This window comes from Lentilactobacillus parabuchneri DSM 5707 = NBRC 107865, from assembly GCF_001435315.1.
In the GTDB taxonomy this organism is placed as follows: Bacteria; Bacillota; Bacilli; order Lactobacillales; family Lactobacillaceae; genus Lentilactobacillus; species Lentilactobacillus parabuchneri.
The window spans coordinates 383,596-401,138 of the sequence record NZ_AZGK01000001.1 but is presented as its reverse complement, the minus strand read 5'-3'; the positions used below and the strand labels follow the sequence as shown (position 1 = coordinate 401,138).

General features: G+C 42.6%; 18 protein-coding genes and 1 other annotated feature. Of the genes, 16 read left to right on the top strand and 2 right to left on the bottom strand.

The window, feature by feature from the left end; genetic code table 11:
* Positions 1-25: 25 nt before the first annotated feature.
* Positions 26-246 (top strand) — a binding site (T-box leader).
* A gap of 46 nt (positions 247-292) precedes the next feature.
* The 6 genes from FC51_RS02035 to FC51_RS02010 all read left to right on the top strand — a co-directional run bounded on the left by FC51_RS02035 (position 293) and on the right by FC51_RS02010 (position 6,608).
* On the top strand, positions 293-1,342 hold the full coding sequence (locus FC51_RS02035; protein WP_057910414.1) for a phenylalanine--tRNA ligase subunit alpha: 1,050 nt from the start codon (positions 293-295) through the stop codon (positions 1,340-1,342).
* 3 nt (positions 1,343-1,345) lie between these two features.
* Entirely contained in the window at positions 1,346-3,757 is a 2,412-nt protein-coding gene (pheT, locus tag FC51_RS02030) for a phenylalanine--tRNA ligase subunit beta (protein ID WP_057910413.1), read from the top strand.
* A 43-nt stretch (positions 3,758-3,800) separates the two neighbouring features.
* Positions 3,801-4,925 carry an endolytic transglycosylase MltG gene (gene mltG / locus FC51_RS02025; protein WP_057910412.1) on the top strand — a complete coding sequence of 375 codons (1,125 nt, stop codon included), beginning with the start codon at positions 3,801-3,803 and terminating at the stop codon, positions 4,923-4,925.
* A 20-nt stretch (positions 4,926-4,945) separates the two neighbouring features.
* On the top strand, positions 4,946-5,620 hold the full coding sequence (gene udk, locus FC51_RS02020) for a uridine kinase (protein ID WP_057910411.1): 675 nt from the start codon (positions 4,946-4,948) through the stop codon (positions 5,618-5,620).
* A gap of 26 nt (positions 5,621-5,646) precedes the next feature.
* Complete coding sequence (greA, locus tag FC51_RS02015) at positions 5,647-6,120, top strand: transcription elongation factor GreA (RefSeq protein ID WP_057910410.1); 474 nt, start codon at positions 5,647-5,649, stop codon at positions 6,118-6,120.
* A gap of 161 nt (positions 6,121-6,281) precedes the next feature.
* Positions 6,282-6,608 carry a HesB/YadR/YfhF family protein gene (locus FC51_RS02010; protein WP_057910409.1) on the top strand — a complete coding sequence of 109 codons (327 nt, stop codon included), beginning with the start codon at positions 6,282-6,284 and terminating at the stop codon, positions 6,606-6,608.
* Positions 6,609-6,910: 302 nt separating this feature from the next.
* Here the strand turns inward: FC51_RS02010 and FC51_RS02005 are convergent, their stop codons facing one another.
* Complete coding sequence (locus FC51_RS02005) at positions 6,911-9,589, bottom strand: YfhO family protein (protein ID WP_057910408.1); 2,679 nt, start codon at positions 9,587-9,589, stop codon at positions 6,911-6,913.
* Positions 9,590-9,717: 128 nt separating this feature from the next.
* Here FC51_RS02005 and FC51_RS02000 point away from each other — a divergent pair, with 128 nt between their 5' ends.
* The 7 genes from FC51_RS02000 to FC51_RS01975 all read left to right on the top strand — a co-directional run bounded on the left by FC51_RS02000 (position 9,718) and on the right by FC51_RS01975 (position 15,029).
* A complete protein-coding gene (locus tag FC51_RS02000; protein ID WP_057910407.1) occupies positions 9,718-11,769 on the top strand; it encodes a peptidoglycan D,D-transpeptidase FtsI family protein in 2,052 nt (683 codons plus the stop codon).
* Between the two features lie 115 nt (positions 11,770-11,884).
* Positions 11,885-12,034: a 50S ribosomal protein L33 gene (gene rpmG / locus FC51_RS12065; protein WP_075141331.1), complete on the top strand. Its 150-nt coding sequence runs from the start codon at positions 11,885-11,887 to the stop codon at positions 12,032-12,034.
* A 78-nt stretch (positions 12,035-12,112) separates the two neighbouring features.
* Positions 12,113-12,688, top strand: coding sequence for a 5-formyltetrahydrofolate cyclo-ligase (locus tag FC51_RS01995; protein ID WP_057910406.1), 576 nt, complete (start codon positions 12,113-12,115; stop codon positions 12,686-12,688).
* Complete coding sequence (locus FC51_RS01990; protein WP_057910405.1) at positions 12,685-13,347, top strand: rhomboid family intramembrane serine protease; 663 nt, start codon at positions 12,685-12,687, stop codon at positions 13,345-13,347. The genes FC51_RS01995 and FC51_RS01990 overlap by 4 nt, the downstream gene beginning before the upstream one ends.
* 43 nt (positions 13,348-13,390) lie before the next feature.
* Positions 13,391-13,630, top strand: coding sequence for a YqgQ family protein (locus FC51_RS01985; protein WP_057910404.1), 240 nt, complete (start codon positions 13,391-13,393; stop codon positions 13,628-13,630).
* Positions 13,605-14,591 (top strand): ROK family glucokinase, encoded by a 987-nt coding sequence (locus FC51_RS01980; protein ID WP_057910403.1) that lies wholly within the window; start codon positions 13,605-13,607, stop codon positions 14,589-14,591. The genes FC51_RS01985 and FC51_RS01980 overlap by 26 nt, the downstream gene beginning before the upstream one ends.
* Positions 14,592-14,648: 57 nt before the next feature.
* A complete protein-coding gene (locus tag FC51_RS01975; protein WP_057910402.1) occupies positions 14,649-15,029 on the top strand; it encodes a rhodanese-like domain-containing protein in 381 nt (126 codons plus the stop codon).
* 84 nt (positions 15,030-15,113) lie between these two features.
* Here the strand turns inward: FC51_RS01975 and FC51_RS12060 are convergent, their stop codons facing one another.
* Positions 15,114-15,290, bottom strand: a complete 177-nt coding sequence (locus FC51_RS12060) for a DUF3042 family protein (protein WP_065203869.1) — start codon at positions 15,288-15,290, stop codon at positions 15,114-15,116.
* Between the two features lie 99 nt (positions 15,291-15,389).
* Here FC51_RS12060 and FC51_RS01970 point away from each other — a divergent pair, with 99 nt between their 5' ends.
* The 3 genes from FC51_RS01970 to FC51_RS01960 all read left to right on the top strand — a co-directional run bounded on the left by FC51_RS01970 (position 15,390) and on the right by FC51_RS01960 (position 17,543).
* Positions 15,390-16,136 (top strand): glycerophosphodiester phosphodiesterase family protein, encoded by a 747-nt coding sequence (locus FC51_RS01970; RefSeq protein WP_057910401.1) that lies wholly within the window; start codon positions 15,390-15,392, stop codon positions 16,134-16,136.
* The gene (miaA, locus tag FC51_RS01965) at positions 16,133-17,059 is read left to right on the top strand and encodes a tRNA (adenosine(37)-N6)-dimethylallyltransferase MiaA (protein ID WP_057910400.1); all 927 of its coding nucleotides are present in this window, start codon (positions 16,133-16,135) and stop codon (positions 17,057-17,059) included. Before FC51_RS01970 ends, miaA begins: the two co-directional genes overlap by 4 nt.
* A gap of 82 nt (positions 17,060-17,141) precedes the next feature.
* Positions 17,142-17,543, top strand: a complete 402-nt coding sequence (locus FC51_RS01960; protein WP_057910399.1) for a MerR family transcriptional regulator — start codon at positions 17,142-17,144, stop codon at positions 17,541-17,543.

Below are 17,543 nucleotides of genomic sequence, written 5' to 3'. Positions count from 1 at the left end.
TTTATTTTAGCTTATTATTCATTAATGTAATGCGTTTGAGAAAAAAGTAGTAGGTTAATTTTCTATTCAGAGACTTCGTGGTTGGTGAGAACGAAGTAGAGAATTTTCACGAATTCATTTTTCGAGCAGAAATTGGGCGTTCAATCGACAAAAAATTTCCGGGTAATCACCGTTAACGATGTCTTAAGTGTGTGATCTGTTTTCAGATGACAAATTAGGGTGGTACCGCGTCGCTTCGTCCCTTATTGGGCGAAGCTTTTTTTGTGGTTAAAAATCAAACTGGAGGGATACTATGTCGTTACGAGATCAACTGACAGAGATTAAGGAAAAAGGTCTTGCGGATATTGAGCAGACTGAAGATTTAACAGCTTTAAATGAAATCCGGGTCCATTTGTTAGGTAAAAAGGGGCCGATTACCGCAGCCTTGCGCGGTATTAAGGATCTGACCCCTGAAGAACGGCCAGAAGTTGGAAGCTATGCCAATAAGATCCGAGACGCGATCACCCAGGCTGTGAGCGATCACCGTCAAACCTTGGAAGATCAAGCGTTGAATGAACAGTTGGCAGCTGAAAAAATTGACGTGACCATGCCGGGTAAACCGGTTGTCCAAGGACAGCCCCATGTGATCCAACAGATCATTGATCAAATTGTTGACCTGTTTTTGGGAATGGGTTACGAAGTTTTATCTGGTCCGGAAGTCGAAGAAGATAAATATAATTTTGAAATGATGAACCTGCCAAAGGATCATCCCGCGCGTGACATGCAGGATACCTTTTATTTGAGCAAGGACATCTTGATGAGAACGCAGACCTCGCCCATGCAGGCCCGGGCACTTGAAAAACATGACTTTTCAAAGGGCCCATTAAAGATGATCTCCCCCGGAATTGTTTACCGGCGGGATACCGATGATCCGACGCATTCACATCAATTCCACCAAGTTGAAGGGTTAGTCATTGATGAACACGTCACGATGGCTGACTTAAAAGGCACGTTGATTACCATGGCCCAAAATATTTTTGGGGATAAGTTTGATATTCGTTTGCGGCCAAGTTACTTTCCGTTCACCGAGCCTTCCGTTGAAGTAGATGTTACCTGCTTTAACTGTATGGGAAAGGGTTGTGACGTCTGCAAGCATACCGGCTGGATTGAAGTGTTGGGTGCCGGAATGGTTCATCCAAATGTCCTCGAGATGGCTGGTGTGGATTCAAAGCGCTACGGCGGCTTTGCCTTTGGTGTTGGCCCAGACCGGTTTGCAATGCTCAAATACGGCGTTGACGATATTCGTGACTTCTATCTTGACGACGTCCGCTTCTTAAATCAATTCAGTAAGAGGGGTAATTAATCAATGAAAGTATCATACAAATGGCTTCAACAGTATTTAGATCTTAAAATGCCCGCCAAGGATTTAGCTGAAAAGATCGAACGGACCGCCGTAGAAGTTGATTCGGTGACCGTTGCCCAAGACGGCTTGAAAAAATTGGTTGTCGGACATATTTTGTCAATGAAGGCCCATCCTGAGTCCGATCATCTGCATATTTGTCAAGTCGATGTTGGTGAAGATGAACCTTTGCAAATTGTCTGCGGGGCGCCGAACGTTGACGAAGGACAAAAGGTCATTGTTGCCCTGCCAAATTCGCGAATTGGCGGCAACGTCAAGATCAAGCGATCCAAAATGCGTGGGGTTGAGTCCGAGGGCATGATTTGTGCCCTTGACGAAATCGGCTTCAGTAAAGACGTTGTGCCAAAGGAATGGGCAGACGGCATCTACGTTTTCGATGATGATGTGCCGGTTGGCGAACCGATTTACAAATATCTTGGTATGGACGATCCGATTATTGATTTGGACGTCACCCCTAATCGTGGCGATATGCTGAGTATTTTGGGAACGGTCCATGATTTGGCCGCAGTTTACGATCAACAGCCAGAAATTAAGAAACCAGTTGTCGACGAAGATGATTCGTTGGATGCAAACCAGGAAATTTCAGCGACTGCTGATGACACATTAGCCAAGACGTATAAGCTTCGAGTTGTGGAAGACGTCAAAATTGCCCCAAGTCCATCGTGGTTACAGATTATTCTTTGGAATGCCGGCATTCGGCCAATCAATAATGTGGTTGATGTGACCAATTACATTTTATTGAAGTATGGCCAACCATTGCATTCTTTTGATAAGGATAAGATCAATGGTGGCATCACCGTCAGAACGGCTCATAAAGGCGAAAAGCTGACGACACTTGATGAAAATGAACATGAGCTTTCAACGGACGACATTGTGATTGCCGACAACGACAAACCAATTGCGTTGGCCGGTGTCATGGGTGGTTTTAATACCCAAATCGATGATCATACCACTAATGTTGTTCTGGAATCTGCTATTTTTGATTCAATCAAAATTCGAAAGACGGCACAACGGCAGATTATCCACACAGAAGCGTCCCAACGGTTTGAACGGGGAATTAATCCAGATGGTGTTCAAGATGCCTTAGACGAGGCTGTAAGCATGATTAAGACTCTTGCTGGTGGAAAGATCGCCAAAGGGACGGTGACTGCATCGGAATACCACCCTGAATTACCAACCATTTACATCACCGCTGAACGAACCAATCATGTTCTGGGAACTTCTTTGAAGCTTGATGAAATCAAAGCAATTTTTGACCGCCTTGGCTTCACCAGCGAACCCCATGAAGATGGGATTAATGTGATTATTCCAGCGCGTCGTTGGGATATCTTTAGGGATGCCGACCTTTACGAAGAAGTCGCCCGAATTTACGGCTACGATAATTTGCCGGCAACATTGCCAACTGGGCGGCAAACCATTGGCGTCTTAACCCCAACCCAAAAGCTGCAACGAGCTTCCCGGTTGATTCTGGAAGGCCTTGGATTAACCCAGGCAATTTCTTATTCATTAACAACAGCCAAAAAAGCAAAAATGTTCTTGATGCAAAAAAGTGAAGAAACTAAGCTGCTCTGGCCAATGACTCAGGATCATTCAGTTTTGAGAATGAATTTATTATCCGGTTTATTGGACGATGTCGCTTATAACCACGCTCACAAAGTCGATGACGTTTCACTCTATGAATCCGGACGGGTATTTTACAAGGACACAGTTGAGCAAGTTCGGCCTAAAGAAGTGGAGCATATTGCCGGGGTTGTAACAGGCAATATGACTAACCCACTTTGGAACAATCACGTCAAACCAATCGATTTCTTCATGCTAAAAGGAATCGTTCAACAATTTTTGATTAACATGGGCATCAAGGGTGACATTGAATACGTTGCAACCGATGAGTATCCGGAAATGCACCCGGGCAGAACTGCCAACATTTTGATTCACGGACACAACGTCGGCTTTGTCGGCCAAATTCACCCAAGAACCGCAAAACAATTCAAAATTAAAGAAACTTACGGATTTGAATTGGACATGCAGGAATTGATTGATCTTCCTAAGAGTGAAGACCAGTACCAGCCAATTTCGAAATATCCGTCAATTAAACGAGACATTTCACTGGTTGTTGACCAAAGCGTCACGAATGATCAGATTTTGGCGGTTATGAACAAGCGTGGGGGTGCCTACTTGAACAACGTTCGCTTGTTTGACGTTTACGAAGGTGAAAATGTTCCCGACGGCAAGAAGTCAATGGCCTACTCGTTAACTTACGTTGATCCTCGTGAAACACTGAAAGACGAAGTCGTCAATACAGCGTTTGAAAAGATTAAAAAACGATTAACAGCTGATTTAAATGCAGAAATTCGGTAATAAGGAAACTATAATTAAACTGAAAAGATAGGAGGAGCTTCTCATGAGTGATAACTCAAGTCGACGAAACCCCAAGCCCAATAAAAGTCTCGGGCGAAGAATTATTATTTCCGTTATTACCTTACTGGTTATTTTAGCTGCGACAATCGGATTGATGGGTTACCGGTACTTTCAGGATGCGTTAAATCCGTTGGACCCACAGGATACCAAAGTGACTCAGGTTCACATTCCACTTGGGGCATCCAATAAGCAAATTGGCTCAATTTTACAAAATAAAAAAATCGTCAAAAGTGGCATGGTGTTTGACTACTATGTTAAGTCAAACAACATGGCCAACTTTCGAGCTGGTTATTACCAACTGAAGCCGTCCATGAGCTTAAAGCGGATTGCTCAGCGGCTGCAGCAGGGCGGATCCGACCAACCCATTCAAAGCACCAAGGGAAAAGTTTTAGTCCGCGAAGGCGCTAATATCGATCAGATCGCAGCCCAAGTTGCAATGACGACTGACTTCAGCAAGCAGGACTTTATTAAATTGATGAAAGATGATACTTTTATCAAGCAGCTTGCTACCCGCTATCCAAAATTACTGGATTCTGCGATGAAAGCCAAAAATGTTCGTTACCGACTTGAAGGTTATTTGTATCCTGCAACTTATGAGGTTGAGAAGAACATGTCTTTGAAGACATTGGTCAATCAGATGGTTGCTAAGACCAACCAAATGGTAACGCCACACTTGGCTAAGATTAAAAAGACCGGCATGAGTGTGCAACAATTCATGACGTTGTCGTCGTTGATTGAACGTGAAGGCGTTAACCAGACCGATCGTCGTAAGATGGCAGGTGTTTTACTGAACCGAATTGACATCAATATGCCGCTCCAATCAGACGTTGCGGTCTTATATGCCATTCATCGAAATAACAAGACGTTGACCAATAAGGATCTGCAGAGTAATTCGCCTTACAATCTGTACAAGTACACTGGATTTGGCCCAGGTCCGTTTGATAGTCCAAGTATTAGTTCGATGAGTGCGGTACTCCACCCACTGGATCGATCCAAGGACTACTTGTATTTCGTTGCCAATACGAAGACCAAAAAAGTTTATTACTCAAAGACTTACGCTGAACATCAGCAACAAATTGCAGCGCATACTGCAGACAACAATAACTAAATGTGAGGTTTCAATTTAAGATGTCAATTCAAAAAAAGCGACCAGTTGTTATCGGCATTACTGGTGGCTCTGGCAGTGGTAAAACCACGGTTGCCCGGAAAATATTTGATCAATTGTCGAATTTTTCAATTACCATTATCCAGCAGGATTCTTACTATAATGATCAGACCAACATGTCAATGGCTGACCGGAAAAGCGTCAACTATGATCACCCAATGGCGTTTGATTTTAATTTATTGATTGATCAAATTAAGCATCTGCTTAACTATGAAGCAATCGAAAAGCCTGTTTATGATTACAGTCAATTTACGCGTAGCAAACAGACGATTCGCCAAGAGCCACGTGATGTCATCATTCTGGAAGGAATTTTGATACTTGACGATGAGCGATTACGTGATTTAATGGACATTAAGGTCTTTGTTGACACGGATGATGATATTCGACTGATTCGACGGATTGAACGGGACACCAAGGATCGGGGCCGATCGTTGGATAACATCATTCATCAGTACTTGAAGACTGTTAAACCAATGTATCATCAGTTCGTTGAGCCGACCAAACGTTACGCTGATTTGATTGTTCCCGAAGGTGGGGAAAATCAGGTTGCGATTGATCTGCTGACGACGAAGATGCGATCCATTTTAATGCAGCGCGGCAACAAAGAAATTAAGAATAATTTTGATTCAACAATTTAAATAACTAATAAAGGGGAATTTTCCAAATGGCTGAAGACACATATCCAATGACCGCTGAGGGTCGTGACAAACTCAAGGATGAGTTAGAGGATCTTAAAGTAAATCAACGACCAAAAGTGGTCGAACGGATTAAAATTGCAAGAAGTTATGGTGACTTATCTGAAAATTCAGAGTATGAGTCTGCCAAGGATGAACAAAGTATGCTGGAGAGTCGAATTACAACCATCCAGCATATGCTTCAATATGCCCAAATCATTGATTCCAACGCCAGTGACAAAGATGAGGTCACCGTTGGTAAGAAGGTCACCTTCAAAGAATTACCTGACGAAGATCCGGAAACTTACCAAATTGTTGGTGCCGCCGAGGCAGATCCAATGTCCGGCAAGATTTCCAATGATTCACCAATTGCTAAAGGTTTAATTGGCCATAAGTTGAACGAAGAGGTCAACATTCCAATTCCAGCCGGCAGCATGAAAGTTAAAATTATTAAAGTTGAATAGATGAATCTGAATATGTGAAAGGGCTAGCCGCCGACAAGTGGTTAGCCCTTTTATTTAAAGAAAATCCGCCCAATGTATTCGTTTTGTTTGTGAAATTTACCAGCGATGTTATAATTATTTGTAAGCGAATACAAAGATAAACCTTAGGAGTGTGCAAAATAATGAAAATTGAAATTACTGATTCTGCAAGTAAATGGTTTCAAGAGGAAATGGGCCTCGGTGCCGGCAATGGTGTCCGATTCTATGGCAAGGTATATGGAAAAACACCTGTCCATGAAGGCTTTTCATTAGCGTTAACCCGTGATGATCATCCGGGTGAGACCTATGCCAAAACTGAAAAAGATGGCATTACTTACTTTGTGGACGAAGGGGACCGTTGGTTCTTCATCGGATTTGATTTCAAAGCTGATTTTGATCCTGAGAAAGACCCAACCAACGTTGTTTATAGTTACACGCCAAATGATGAATTAGATCAAGGCGTGATTTAATCTAAGGGTGTGGACAGCGGCTGTCGGCATCTTTTTTATTAGATGCGTTTTCTGCAACCGCAATCAACGGGTTCAACTCAAAAATGGGGCTGTGACAAAACTAACGTTTTGCCAACAGCCCCTTGCTTTTTCAATTTTATATAGCTGGAACGTGTGCCAAAAGGCCGCTTCCTAGGCATAACTACGAATAACTTTCCGAGCTTTCAGCTCAAAAAGTCATTCTAGGTTATGCTACGGAAGCAAACCCGCCTTTTGGCACACTCCCATTTTTATTTTGGTTCGATATTTTTAAGACGACAAACTTATTTTGAATCCGACGGTGTTTGTTTTGTGAGTGCTTTTGCGTTGCGCCGTCTCTTCAAGAAGTACTCGGTTCCAATGAACGCAAAACCGAAGACAGTGATCCAGATTCCCGCAAATAATCCCTGCGGCCAGTAAGTAAAGACAACCTTATGATGGCCTTTGCTAATTGGAATATAGGTAAACATTTTTGCCCATTGCTTAGGCTTAACCGACTTACCATCGACAGTCGCGTGCCAACCTTTTTCAAATGGAATGGTGGTCGTTAACGACTGGTTATTTGATTTCACATCAACCGTACCGGTTAATTGATGATCATTCCACTTGGTAACCTTATATGGATGACTGTTTAAATCCTTAGAGAATTGGGCGATCTTTGAGTTATGAACCTTGTAAAGCTTAACGTCTTGAAGGAGGGCGTTATTCTTATTGACAAAGATTTGCACATTCGCAGTTGTGTTAATCGTGGTTCCCGTTGCGATGTTGGCAATGATTGTTTTCTCGGATGGTGTAAACTGCGTTTGGGCTTGGCCATCAACCGAAATTGAAATATTGCCCTTATTGATTTCAGTTCCCAAGGTCATGTAGTATGACGTATTCTTTTCAATTGGAACCGTGAAGATAATGTAAGACATTTCCAGTAAATTCTTCTTTTTCAAAACAGCATTATTAAGTTGTGAAATTGGCTGAATATTGTTATATCGAATGTCCGTGTATTTAGCCGGTTCAAATAAATTGTTGATTTTGGGATCCAATCGATGGGCAATTTCATTTTGATACGTGATCGGACTTTTCGCAATTTCATTCTGTTTCATTCCCGATTCGGGACTTAAGAACCCAATTGGAACGGCATATGGATTTTGATAGGTACCGATGAGTTGATCTTGGTCCAATAACGTATAGTTGTTGTAATCAGGCTTTCGGGTCATCGTTGTTAGCAACTGTTTTTTCGGCTTCTTATTTGGGTTGGCTTCAGGAATTTGGTGACTCATATAGTACTTCATGTTCAGGAGCGAATCCGTAAACATGGTTCCGTTTGAATAGAGGACAAACGAATCACCATTTGGTTGACCAATGTTTTTAAAGAATTGTGAAGTCGACGATTCAAGCGTTGAGGAGAAGATAGAACCACCATTAAAGTTCCCGGTGAAAGCATCGTTTTTTGTCCGTGAGAATGTTGTTCCCAAGCGATAGAATCCACGGTCTTTTTTCTGAATGGCGCCGACATGTTTTCGAATCACACGTTCAAATGCCGTGTAGTCTGTTGCTTTTAAATAATCTAGATGATTCAATGAAGTTACCATATTCAGGGCCATTTCGCCACTCATTAAAATCGCCAGGGTGATCCCCAAGACAAGATTTCGTCGATAAAGGCCGATAAAGATCACTAATCCAAGTGAGACAACCAGGTAAATGCATCCCCAGACAAAGTCCATGTGGCGCATATACTCCAGATGTTTGCCGCGCCAGACGACGTAAAGAACACCTAAAACCATGACAACCGCTGTCACGAGGTAGCCTTTCCAGTTAATTCCCTCATCTAAAATATGGAGGAATGCCTGAAAGGCCGTAAAGATCATCCAAAATGAGAATAGGTAGGAGAACCGAAATGTGTACCAAACCGGCAACTGCATCCCGTGCCAGAACAGATCCAGCGGCTGAAAGCACATTGAGAGGATCATAAAGACGGTCAGTCCCAGATTTGCGAATTTAACGTTACGTTTGATTGTCGGGATAAAGAAGTAATAAACAAACAAAACAATGACAACGCTGGCGACAAAAATATTGGCAGTGCCGGCAGGTAATTCGTTAAAGTTGACCGATCCGTTAAAGAACTTTCCAATCATATCAAGGGGATTATATTCAAATTTAATCTTATATTGACCCTTTGAATATTGTGTCTTGCTCCCCAATAACGAGAAGAAAGTTGGAACCAACAGCCAGGCGGCCAAAATACCACTTAGAATTGAGGCCTTAAGCCATTTTAAAACAGCTTTGGCCTGGGTTTGGTTTTTGACCGGAAGTGCCTTGGCGGCCCAATAGATGAGCATGAAGGCAGTGAGGAAAATTGCAATCATCCAACTCATGTAGTAGTTGATAACCAGCATCGCAGTTAAGCTGATGATGTAAATGGCACTGGACTCGTTTTTCAGAATCTTTGAAAGGCCTAAAAAGATCATTGGCAAGACAAACAAGACATCTGTCCAAAGCATGTTAAATTGGTTGGCAACAATCCAGCCCATCATCGAATAGGATGCGGCAAAACCAACAATTGACCAGCCAACGTGTTTGGTAACCTTCATCAGGAAGTAACCAAAACTCAGGCCTGCCAATCCATACTTCAAAATGGTAATGATGCCAAGCACGCTTGGCAGTTTGGATAGTGGGAACAGCAACATGATCAAGTTAAGCGGACTCATTAGGTAGTAAGCCCAAGTTCCCAGCATGTCGCCTCCCAAAGCTTTGGAAAATGAGAATAAAAAGCCACTTGGGCTATGTAATAAGGTATCATGGTAATTAGTGAAAAAATCAATGTACTGCTGCCCGAGGTCGACCGTCATGACAGACGAATTACCAAAGGGCGCGAAGTGTCGAAAGATAAAATAACTCATGCTGATTAAGACTGGTACCAAAAAGCAGAGTACGAGAATGGATACTTTTGTGATCTTCTTTGATTTCATAATTTACATCCTTTTTAATAGTGATTAACACATTATAGAATATCATAATAAGTTAAAGATTGACTACCGGTTCTAGTTTTTGTTTCAAAAATTTGATAGAATAAGTTTCATGGCAAGGAGTTAATATTGTGAAAATTTTTAAGAAACGAAATTCAAAAACTACTAAAAGCAAAGCGGCGTCACTGCCGTTTCGCATTAACATCATTTTTATCATTGTCGGCATTTTATTTGTGGCACTGCTGACACAACTTGCATATTTGCAAGTGATGTACGGTTCCAAATTCAAGGCTGAAGTTAACCGGTCTGACACATCTGTTGTGAGTGGGAATGTTCAGCGAGGGATGATTTTTGATTCTACTGGCCAGGTTTTGGTTGGAAATTCCGCTCACCAAGCCATTGTTTATACAAAAGGCGTTAATGTCTTGTCGTCTGACATGTATAACGTGGCGAATCGGCTTGCAAAATACATTACGGTTCCAACCAGTAGTTTAACGAAACGGCAATTAGCCGATTATTACTTATCTGACGAAACGACTTTAGCAAAGGTTGAAAAGCAAATTCCAGGCATTTCGGGGTATTCAGCTGACGCCAAGTATGACAAAGCTGTTGCCAAGGTTGAAAATTATCCGAGCTCGACCTTCTCAAAAGCCACCAAGAATGCTGCAACGATTTTTGCAAAGATGAGTAGTGCTTATCAATTATCAACCGTTAACATTAAGGATGATAACGTGAGCCAACGTGAGGTTGCTTTGGTTGGTGAGCATTTGGCTGATATGCCTGGTGTCAATGTTGGAACCAGTTGGAGTCGAAATTATCCAAATGGACAGTCGATTCAAGGAATCACCGGAACAGTTTCAAACGAAAAGAGTGGTCTTCCAAGTGATCGGATTAATGAATTATTGGCTCAAGGCTATTCACGAAACGATAGCGTCGGCCAAAGTTATTTGGAACGCCAGTATGAACCCGTTCTTCGCGGAACCAAATCTCAGACCCAGATTGTCCTGAATAGTGATAATCAAATCAAAAAAGAAATTAAAAAGTACGGTGGCCAAAAGGGTGATAACCTTCAGCTGACCATTAATGCAAAATTCCAGAAGAAGCTTCAGGCGTTGGTTCGTTCTGCTGAATCCAGTGCCGGTGGGAATTCTACCGGAACTTACGCTGTGGTTATGAATCCTAATACTGGCGCAATTATCGGTATGGGGGGCGTCGATCGCAATCCAAAGACCTCCAAGATTACTGATAATGTTTTGGGAACAATGAACAGTTCAATTGTAATGGGGTCTGTTGTCAAAGGGGCAATGGTTTCCGGTGCCTTGATGGACCACGTTATCACACCTACTAACAGCACATTAACCGACCAGCCGATCACAACTGGCGGGGTCAAGAAGTCTTCGTGGTTCAACCACAATGGCCATGCAAATATTTCTGTTGATGCCAGTGATGCACTTCAGGTTTCATCAAACTCTTATATGATGCAGTTAGCCATGAAAGAAGCTCACTTTAAATACGTAGAAGGTGGCGCCTTAACAATGAATCCTAGCATCTTCAATACGATGCGCGGCTACTTTAATCAATTTGGCCTCGGCGTGAAAACCGGTATCGATATTCCCGGTGAATCAACTGGTTTAAAGGGTGCAAGTGGACGGAGTCATATTGGAAGTGCGCTGGATCTATCATTTGGAAACTATGATGCCTATACAACCATGCAGGTTGCCCAATACATTTCGACAATTGCCAACGGTGGTTACCGAATTGAGCCACACGTTGTTCAAGCAATTCGGGGAACCAGCCAGAACGGAAAATTAGGAACGGTCAAGGCAACTGTGATGCCAAAGGTTCTCAACTACATCAACATGACACCCGCTGAACGCAATGTCGTAACGACTGGTCTTTATCGAGTGGTCCACGGAACCAACACGTATAAGACCGGGGGCGCACTTGATACGATCAAGCCTGAAATTTCCGCTAAGACGGGTACTGCTCAGACCTTCTATAACGGCAACGAGACGGTTACGTTAAGTCTGGCTTCGTATGCACCATCGACTCATCCACAAGTGGTGGTTGCTCTGGCAATGCCAAACTTGGGAGTGAACGCGGAAAGTAACAATATGCAGCTGGCCAAGAAGATTTATGCGGCCTACTGGAGCACGGTCCAATCAACTTCGACTGTTAAGTAAAAGTACTTAACATTTATCTATTTTATCCTAGTAATTTATCTTAATTGATGATAAAATATTTTAAGTTGAGGCTATTAGACTAGCTATTTTTAAAAAAGTTTGGAGGTCGTATTCCATGCGAGTACACATTACAATGGAATGTACTGAATGCCATGAACGTACTTACTTATCTAGCAAGAACCGTCGAAACAATCCTGACCGTTTGGAGCTTAACAAGTATTGCCCACGCGAGCGTAAAGTAACGTTACATCGGGAAACCAAATAAGGCTTGGGTAATTACCCAAACCTTTTTTATATCCAAATGAATTAATTGATACTGACGATCAAACAATCAGGTGATATGATGGCAGAAATAGTTCAATCAAAGCGGGCACTTCGAGAACTGCAAACAACCAAATTGCATGATTTTCTGAAGGATTCGACTAACAAGCCCAAATTAGCCGCACTATACCAACGGCTGTTTGATAGTCCAGCGTTTAACAATAGTCGCACGATTGGTGTGACGTTGAGTATGGATGATGAACTGGATACCCAACCAATTATTCACGAGGCACTGGCACATGATATCCAAGTGGCGGTTCCAAGGACGTTGCCCCATCGGCAAATGGAATTTGTCCTGTTGGAAGAAAAGACGCAACTCAATCAGACAAAGTTTGGGACGATTGAACCCGTTAATGGAACGGTTATCGCTAAAAATCAAATGGATGTCTTAATTGTCCCAGGATTGGCATTTTCAAGAAATCATTATCGGGTTGGCTATGGTGGCGGCTTTTATGATCGCTTCTTGAAGGGCTTTGAAGGGGTCAGCATTTCAATTGCAACCCCGGTCCAACTTTTTGAACAACCGGTGTGGGATGTTGAAACGTTCGATGTTCCAATCGATCAACTTATTTTTAGCGAAGATCAGGAGGGGTTATGAGTAATATTAAAGACAAACCTTACGTAACGTACCTGCTGCTCGCAGCGATGGTGGTTGTGTTTGGACTAATGTCGGTGATGGGGGGAACCGAAAATCCGGTAACCTTGGTTGAGTTTGGTGCCAAATATAATCCATTGATTCGAGCCGGGCAATATTGGCGACTTGTGACACCCATTTTTATTCACATTGGATTCACCCACATCCTAATGAATGGGATTACCTTGTATTTTATAGGTCAGTACGTTGAGCAGCTATTTGGCCACTGGCGGTTTACCATCATTTTCTTTGTGTCCGGAATCGTGGGAAATTTAGGCAGTTTTGCGTTCAACAGCGGATTGTCTGCCGGTGCCAGTACGGCGATCTTTGGTTTGTTCGGCGCTTTTTTAATGCTGGGTGAAAGTTTTTCCAAGAATCCGGCAATCGTGTCAATGGCCAAAACGTTTCTGCTATTTATCGTGCTGAATATTGGGACGGACATCTTTGTTTCCGGCATCGATATTGCGGGACACATTGGTGGCTTAGTGGGTGGCTTTTTAATTGCGTACGTGACTGGCGTTGGTTTTTCAAAGACCAGCCGGGTCAAACGGGTGATTGCGGCAATTATGCTGGTTGTAATCGTTTTCGTTTTGTATACAATAGGGATGCAGGCAAAATTTTAAGAATTTTCGGAATTAAAACAATTTTGAAGGAGGATGTGAGATAATGAAAACGCTGTATGATGTTCAGCAACTGCTGAAAAAATTTGATATTTATGTATATGTCGGCAAACGGCTTTGGGACATCGAGGTCATGGCGTTGGAGTTGGATCACCTTCACAAAGCCCAGCTGATTAGTCATGACGAGTTTATTCATGCAAAATTGGTTTTAACCCGAGAGCATCGGATTGAAGAAAAACAAGAAGGTAGGGGAAGTTACATTGGCAAAGAAATTAATCGGAATTGATTTAGGTGGAACCACAACGAAGTTTGCGTTTATTGACACAAAGGGAAATATTCTCGCAAAGTGGCGAATCCCAACTGATATTAGCGAACATGGAAGCCACATCGTTCCAAACATGATCAAATCAATTAGTGATCAGATGCGCAAGGAAGACTACAATACTGAAGACTTTTTTGGTATTGGAATGGGGACGCCGGGCGCCGTTGATCGTGAAAAAGGAACCGTTGTCGGCGCCTACAATCTTGGCTGGGATATCGTGCAACCGGTTGGGGCAACTATTTCGGCGAACTTGAACTTACCAATTATCATCGATAACGACGCTAACAGTGCCGCTCTTGGTGAGTATTGGAAAGGTGCCGGCGATACTGCCCAAGATGTTGTTTTCATCACACTGGGAACCGGTGTTGGTGGTGGTGTCATTGCGAATGGCAAGTTGGTCCACGGCATTAATGGTGGCGCCGGAGAAGTCGGCCACATTACCGTTGTACCAAACGGCTATCAATGTACATGTGGCAAACGCGGTTGTTTGGAACAGTACGCTTCAGCAACCGGGGTTGTCCACATCGCAAAGGATATGGCACAGACCTTTACCGGTAAGTCACGGATCAAAGAACTAATTGATGGTGACGAAGACTTAACTTCCAAGATGGTGTTCTTCCTTGCTGATAACGGTGATATTTTGGCCAACCAAATTGTTGATCGGGTTTGTTCTTACTTAGGTTTGGCGTTATCACACATTGGAAACACCCTTAATCCTGAAAATATTATCATTGGTGGTGGGGTTTCAAATGCCGGCAATACGCTGCTGCAGCCAACCACCCGTTACTTCCAGGAAAATGCGTTTCCTTCAGTTCGGGATTCAACCAAATTGAAGTTGGCACAATTAGGAAACGATGCCGGTGTCATTGGTGCTGCCTCACTGGCATTACAATTTAGAAACAACCAACCATTTGCAGCAAAATAAAAATCTGAAAGAAGGATGTTTTAGTTGATAATTGGAGCAAATACAGGAAACTTAGTCATGACCATCATATTGGTCGTTATTTTAATCGCTTGGGGAGGATATACCATCATTCAAAATATGCGGGTAAAACAAGCCGCTACTTACTTAAAGAATGACGAATTCCAAAAGGGTATGCGTAAAGCCCAAGTGATTGATTTACGTGAGCAGAAAAGTTTCAAAGATGGTCATATTTTAGGAGCACGTAGTCTTCCTTATTCGACAATTAGAAACTTTTACACTCAGCTTCGGCCAGATTTACCTGTTTATATGTATGACCAGGGAAAAACCATCAGCAAACGAGCTGCCTTATTTTTAAGCAAGAAGGGTTATAAAGACCTGTACATCTTAAAAAGTGGTTATCAAGGCTGGAATGGTAAGGAAAAAAAGAGCAATTATTGATAAAATAGGACTATGAGCAAATCTTGCTCATAGTCCATTTTTTATTTCATAAAATTCAATTTTTAAATTTTACTGGATAAACGATTATCCATGGTGTGCGGCGCGGCTCTTACGCATTGCCTTTTTACGGTTTGATTCAAACTTTTGTTCTTCGTCTTCAATTGGGTCAACGACTGACTTCTTGAAAGTCAACAATGCGCCAACACCAGCAGCAACCGTTCCGAGAACACCGACAATGAGTCCGTTAGTAAAATGTTTCATATCTAAACCCTCCAATGCTTGTTTATACATTCATTATGCTTTATTTTAATTCAGATATCTAGTTAATTGACTAAATAATCGTTCAAAAGGAGTTTTATTGTGAAAATTGACACCAAAATTATTGCTCATCGGGGAAGCAAGGGCAACCGGCCTGAAAACACATTGATTTCTTTTCAAACCGCTATTGATGACGGAGCAGACGGTATTGAGACCGACGTTCATTTTTCCAAGGATCAGCAATTCATTATCATGCACGATGAAACCGTCGATCGAACAACGAATGGTTCAGGTCGAATTGTGGATAAAAATCTAGCGGAGATTAAGCATTTAGATGCCGGAATTCGTTTCAGCGAAGAGTTCAAAGGGACTGCCGTACCCACACTTCAAGAAGTCGTTGAGCTTCTGATTAAAGATCAATTTACCGGAATTTTTAATTTGGAGTTAAAAACCAACAAGATTCAGTATCCCGGCATTGAAAAAGCGGTTTTTGACTACTTTTCCTCGATTGATTATCCATTCCAGCTAATTTATTCAAGCTTCAATGCCCATTCGTTGGAGATCTTAAATAGTCTTGATCCGAAAACGTCCGGTGCAAAATTGTTTAAGACGGCCGCAAAAGAGGCCAAAACATTAAAAAAGGGGCATCTGATTTCTGATTTTCATCCCGATATCCGCTGGCTCAAACGGCACCCATTTTTCGCCCCTGCAGCGCTTTTACGCCCATGGACGGTTAATTCTACCGAGGACATGCAATATTGCTTTGAGCGGAACATGGCGGCCATTATTACCGACTATCCGGCAAGAGCTGTCCAGTTGAGGGCTGAAATGAGAGGTGGCTTGGAATGAAGAAAGTTCTCGCGATTGTCGGTCCAACTGCTGTCGGCAAAACGGCATTGTCCATTCAACTTGCTCATCAATTCAACGGTGAAATCATTTCCGGTGATTCGATGCAGGTTTATCGCGGACTCGACATTGGAACGGCAAAAGTGACCGCAAAAGAAATGGATGGGATCACCCATCATTTGATCGACATTCGAGACATTGACGAGCGCTTCTCAGTGGCTGATTTTGTTTCCGAAGCAATTAAAGCCATTGACTTAATCACTTCTTCAGGCAAGCTGCCAATCATTGTTGGTGGCACCGGCTTTTATCTTCAGGCGTTACTCGACGGCTTGGAGCTGGGAGGTGATCAATATCAAAATGCCGACCTTAGAAAACAGCTCCGCGAACAGGCTGACGAAAAAGGCAACCAAGCCCTCCACGACCGGTTGGCAGAAGTAGATCCTCAAGCTGCGGCTGAAATTCCCGTCAATAACGTCCGCCGTGTGATTCGGGCATTGGAAGTCTACATAAAAACTGGCCGCCGATTTTCTGATCAAAAAAATGATGGCAGGTCCTTTGACGCGTTCTTGATTGGATTAACCACCGATCGGGCGCTGCTTTATCAACGAATCAATCAACGGGTGGATATGATGATGGCGGCCGGCTTACTTGAGGAGGCCAAATTTCTCTATGCCCATCACGGAACTGAATATCAGGCAGGCAAGGGAATTGGCTACCATGAATTTTACCCGTATTTTAAGGGCGATATCACTTTGGAAGAAGCGGTTGACCTGGTGAAAAAAGATTCCAGACATTATGCCAAACGGCAGTTAACGTGGTTTCGAAATAAGACGCGACCCAATTGGTATAACCTGGTTGAACACCCAGAAACAATCACACAGATTGAAGCAGACGTCAGAAAATGGTTGAATCATCAAGAAATGTAATTTCATGTTATAAAATGTGACATTTGGCCTTGACTTTGCTTTTGGTAATGGTATTATAGGTACAAGATTTAGGAGGTGAACAATGCGAGAGAAGGAACTACGGCGCTCAATGTCAGTTCTGCCGATTGGAACTGTAATGAAGCTGACTGACTTGACAGCCAGGCAAATCAGGTATTATGAACAGCAGGAATTGATCAAGCCCCTCCGAAATGAAGGGAATCGACGAATGTATTCATTGAATGACGTTGACCGGCTTTTAGAAATTAAAGATTACTTGGATGACGGGCTTAACATTTCCGGCATCAAGGAAGTCTATAAGAAGCAATCCCAGTTGGAAGACGAACGAAAACGCAACCTTGAAAAAGGACTTACCGACAGTGATGTCAGAAAAATTCTTCAAGATGAGTTTTTGAACATTGGTGGACTGAAGCCGCCTTCTTCGTCATTTGATGATCCGAATAGTTTGAACAAATTAAATCACTGA

Coding starts and splice junctions, on each gene's coding strand:
- FC51_RS02035 (WP_057910414.1), top strand. CDS start 293: ATGTCGTTACGAGATCAACTGACAGAGATTAAGGAAAAAGGTCTTGCG.
- pheT (WP_057910413.1), top strand. CDS start 1,346: ATGAAAGTATCATACAAATGGCTTCAACAGTATTTAGATCTTAAAATG.
- mltG (WP_057910412.1), top strand. CDS start 3,801: ATGAGTGATAACTCAAGTCGACGAAACCCCAAGCCCAATAAAAGTCTC.
- udk (WP_057910411.1), top strand. CDS start 4,946: ATGTCAATTCAAAAAAAGCGACCAGTTGTTATCGGCATTACTGGTGGC.
- greA (WP_057910410.1), top strand. CDS start 5,647: ATGGCTGAAGACACATATCCAATGACCGCTGAGGGTCGTGACAAACTC.
- FC51_RS02010 (WP_057910409.1), top strand. CDS start 6,282: ATGAAAATTGAAATTACTGATTCTGCAAGTAAATGGTTTCAAGAGGAA.
- FC51_RS02005 (WP_057910408.1), bottom strand. CDS start 9,589: ATGAAATCAAAGAAGATCACAAAAGTATCCATTCTCGTACTCTGCTTT.
- rpmG (WP_075141331.1), top strand. CDS start 11,885: ATGCGAGTACACATTACAATGGAATGTACTGAATGCCATGAACGTACT.
- FC51_RS01995 (WP_057910406.1), top strand. CDS start 12,113: ATGGCAGAAATAGTTCAATCAAAGCGGGCACTTCGAGAACTGCAAACA.
- FC51_RS01990 (WP_057910405.1), top strand. CDS start 12,685: ATGAGTAATATTAAAGACAAACCTTACGTAACGTACCTGCTGCTCGCA.
- FC51_RS01985 (WP_057910404.1), top strand. CDS start 13,391: ATGAAAACGCTGTATGATGTTCAGCAACTGCTGAAAAAATTTGATATT.
- FC51_RS01975 (WP_057910402.1), top strand. CDS start 14,649: ATGACCATCATATTGGTCGTTATTTTAATCGCTTGGGGAGGATATACC.
- FC51_RS12060 (WP_065203869.1), bottom strand. CDS start 15,290: ATGAAACATTTTACTAACGGACTCATTGTCGGTGTTCTCGGAACGGTT.
- miaA (WP_057910400.1), top strand. CDS start 16,133: ATGAAGAAAGTTCTCGCGATTGTCGGTCCAACTGCTGTCGGCAAAACG.
- FC51_RS01960 (WP_057910399.1), top strand. CDS start 17,142: ATGCGAGAGAAGGAACTACGGCGCTCAATGTCAGTTCTGCCGATTGGA.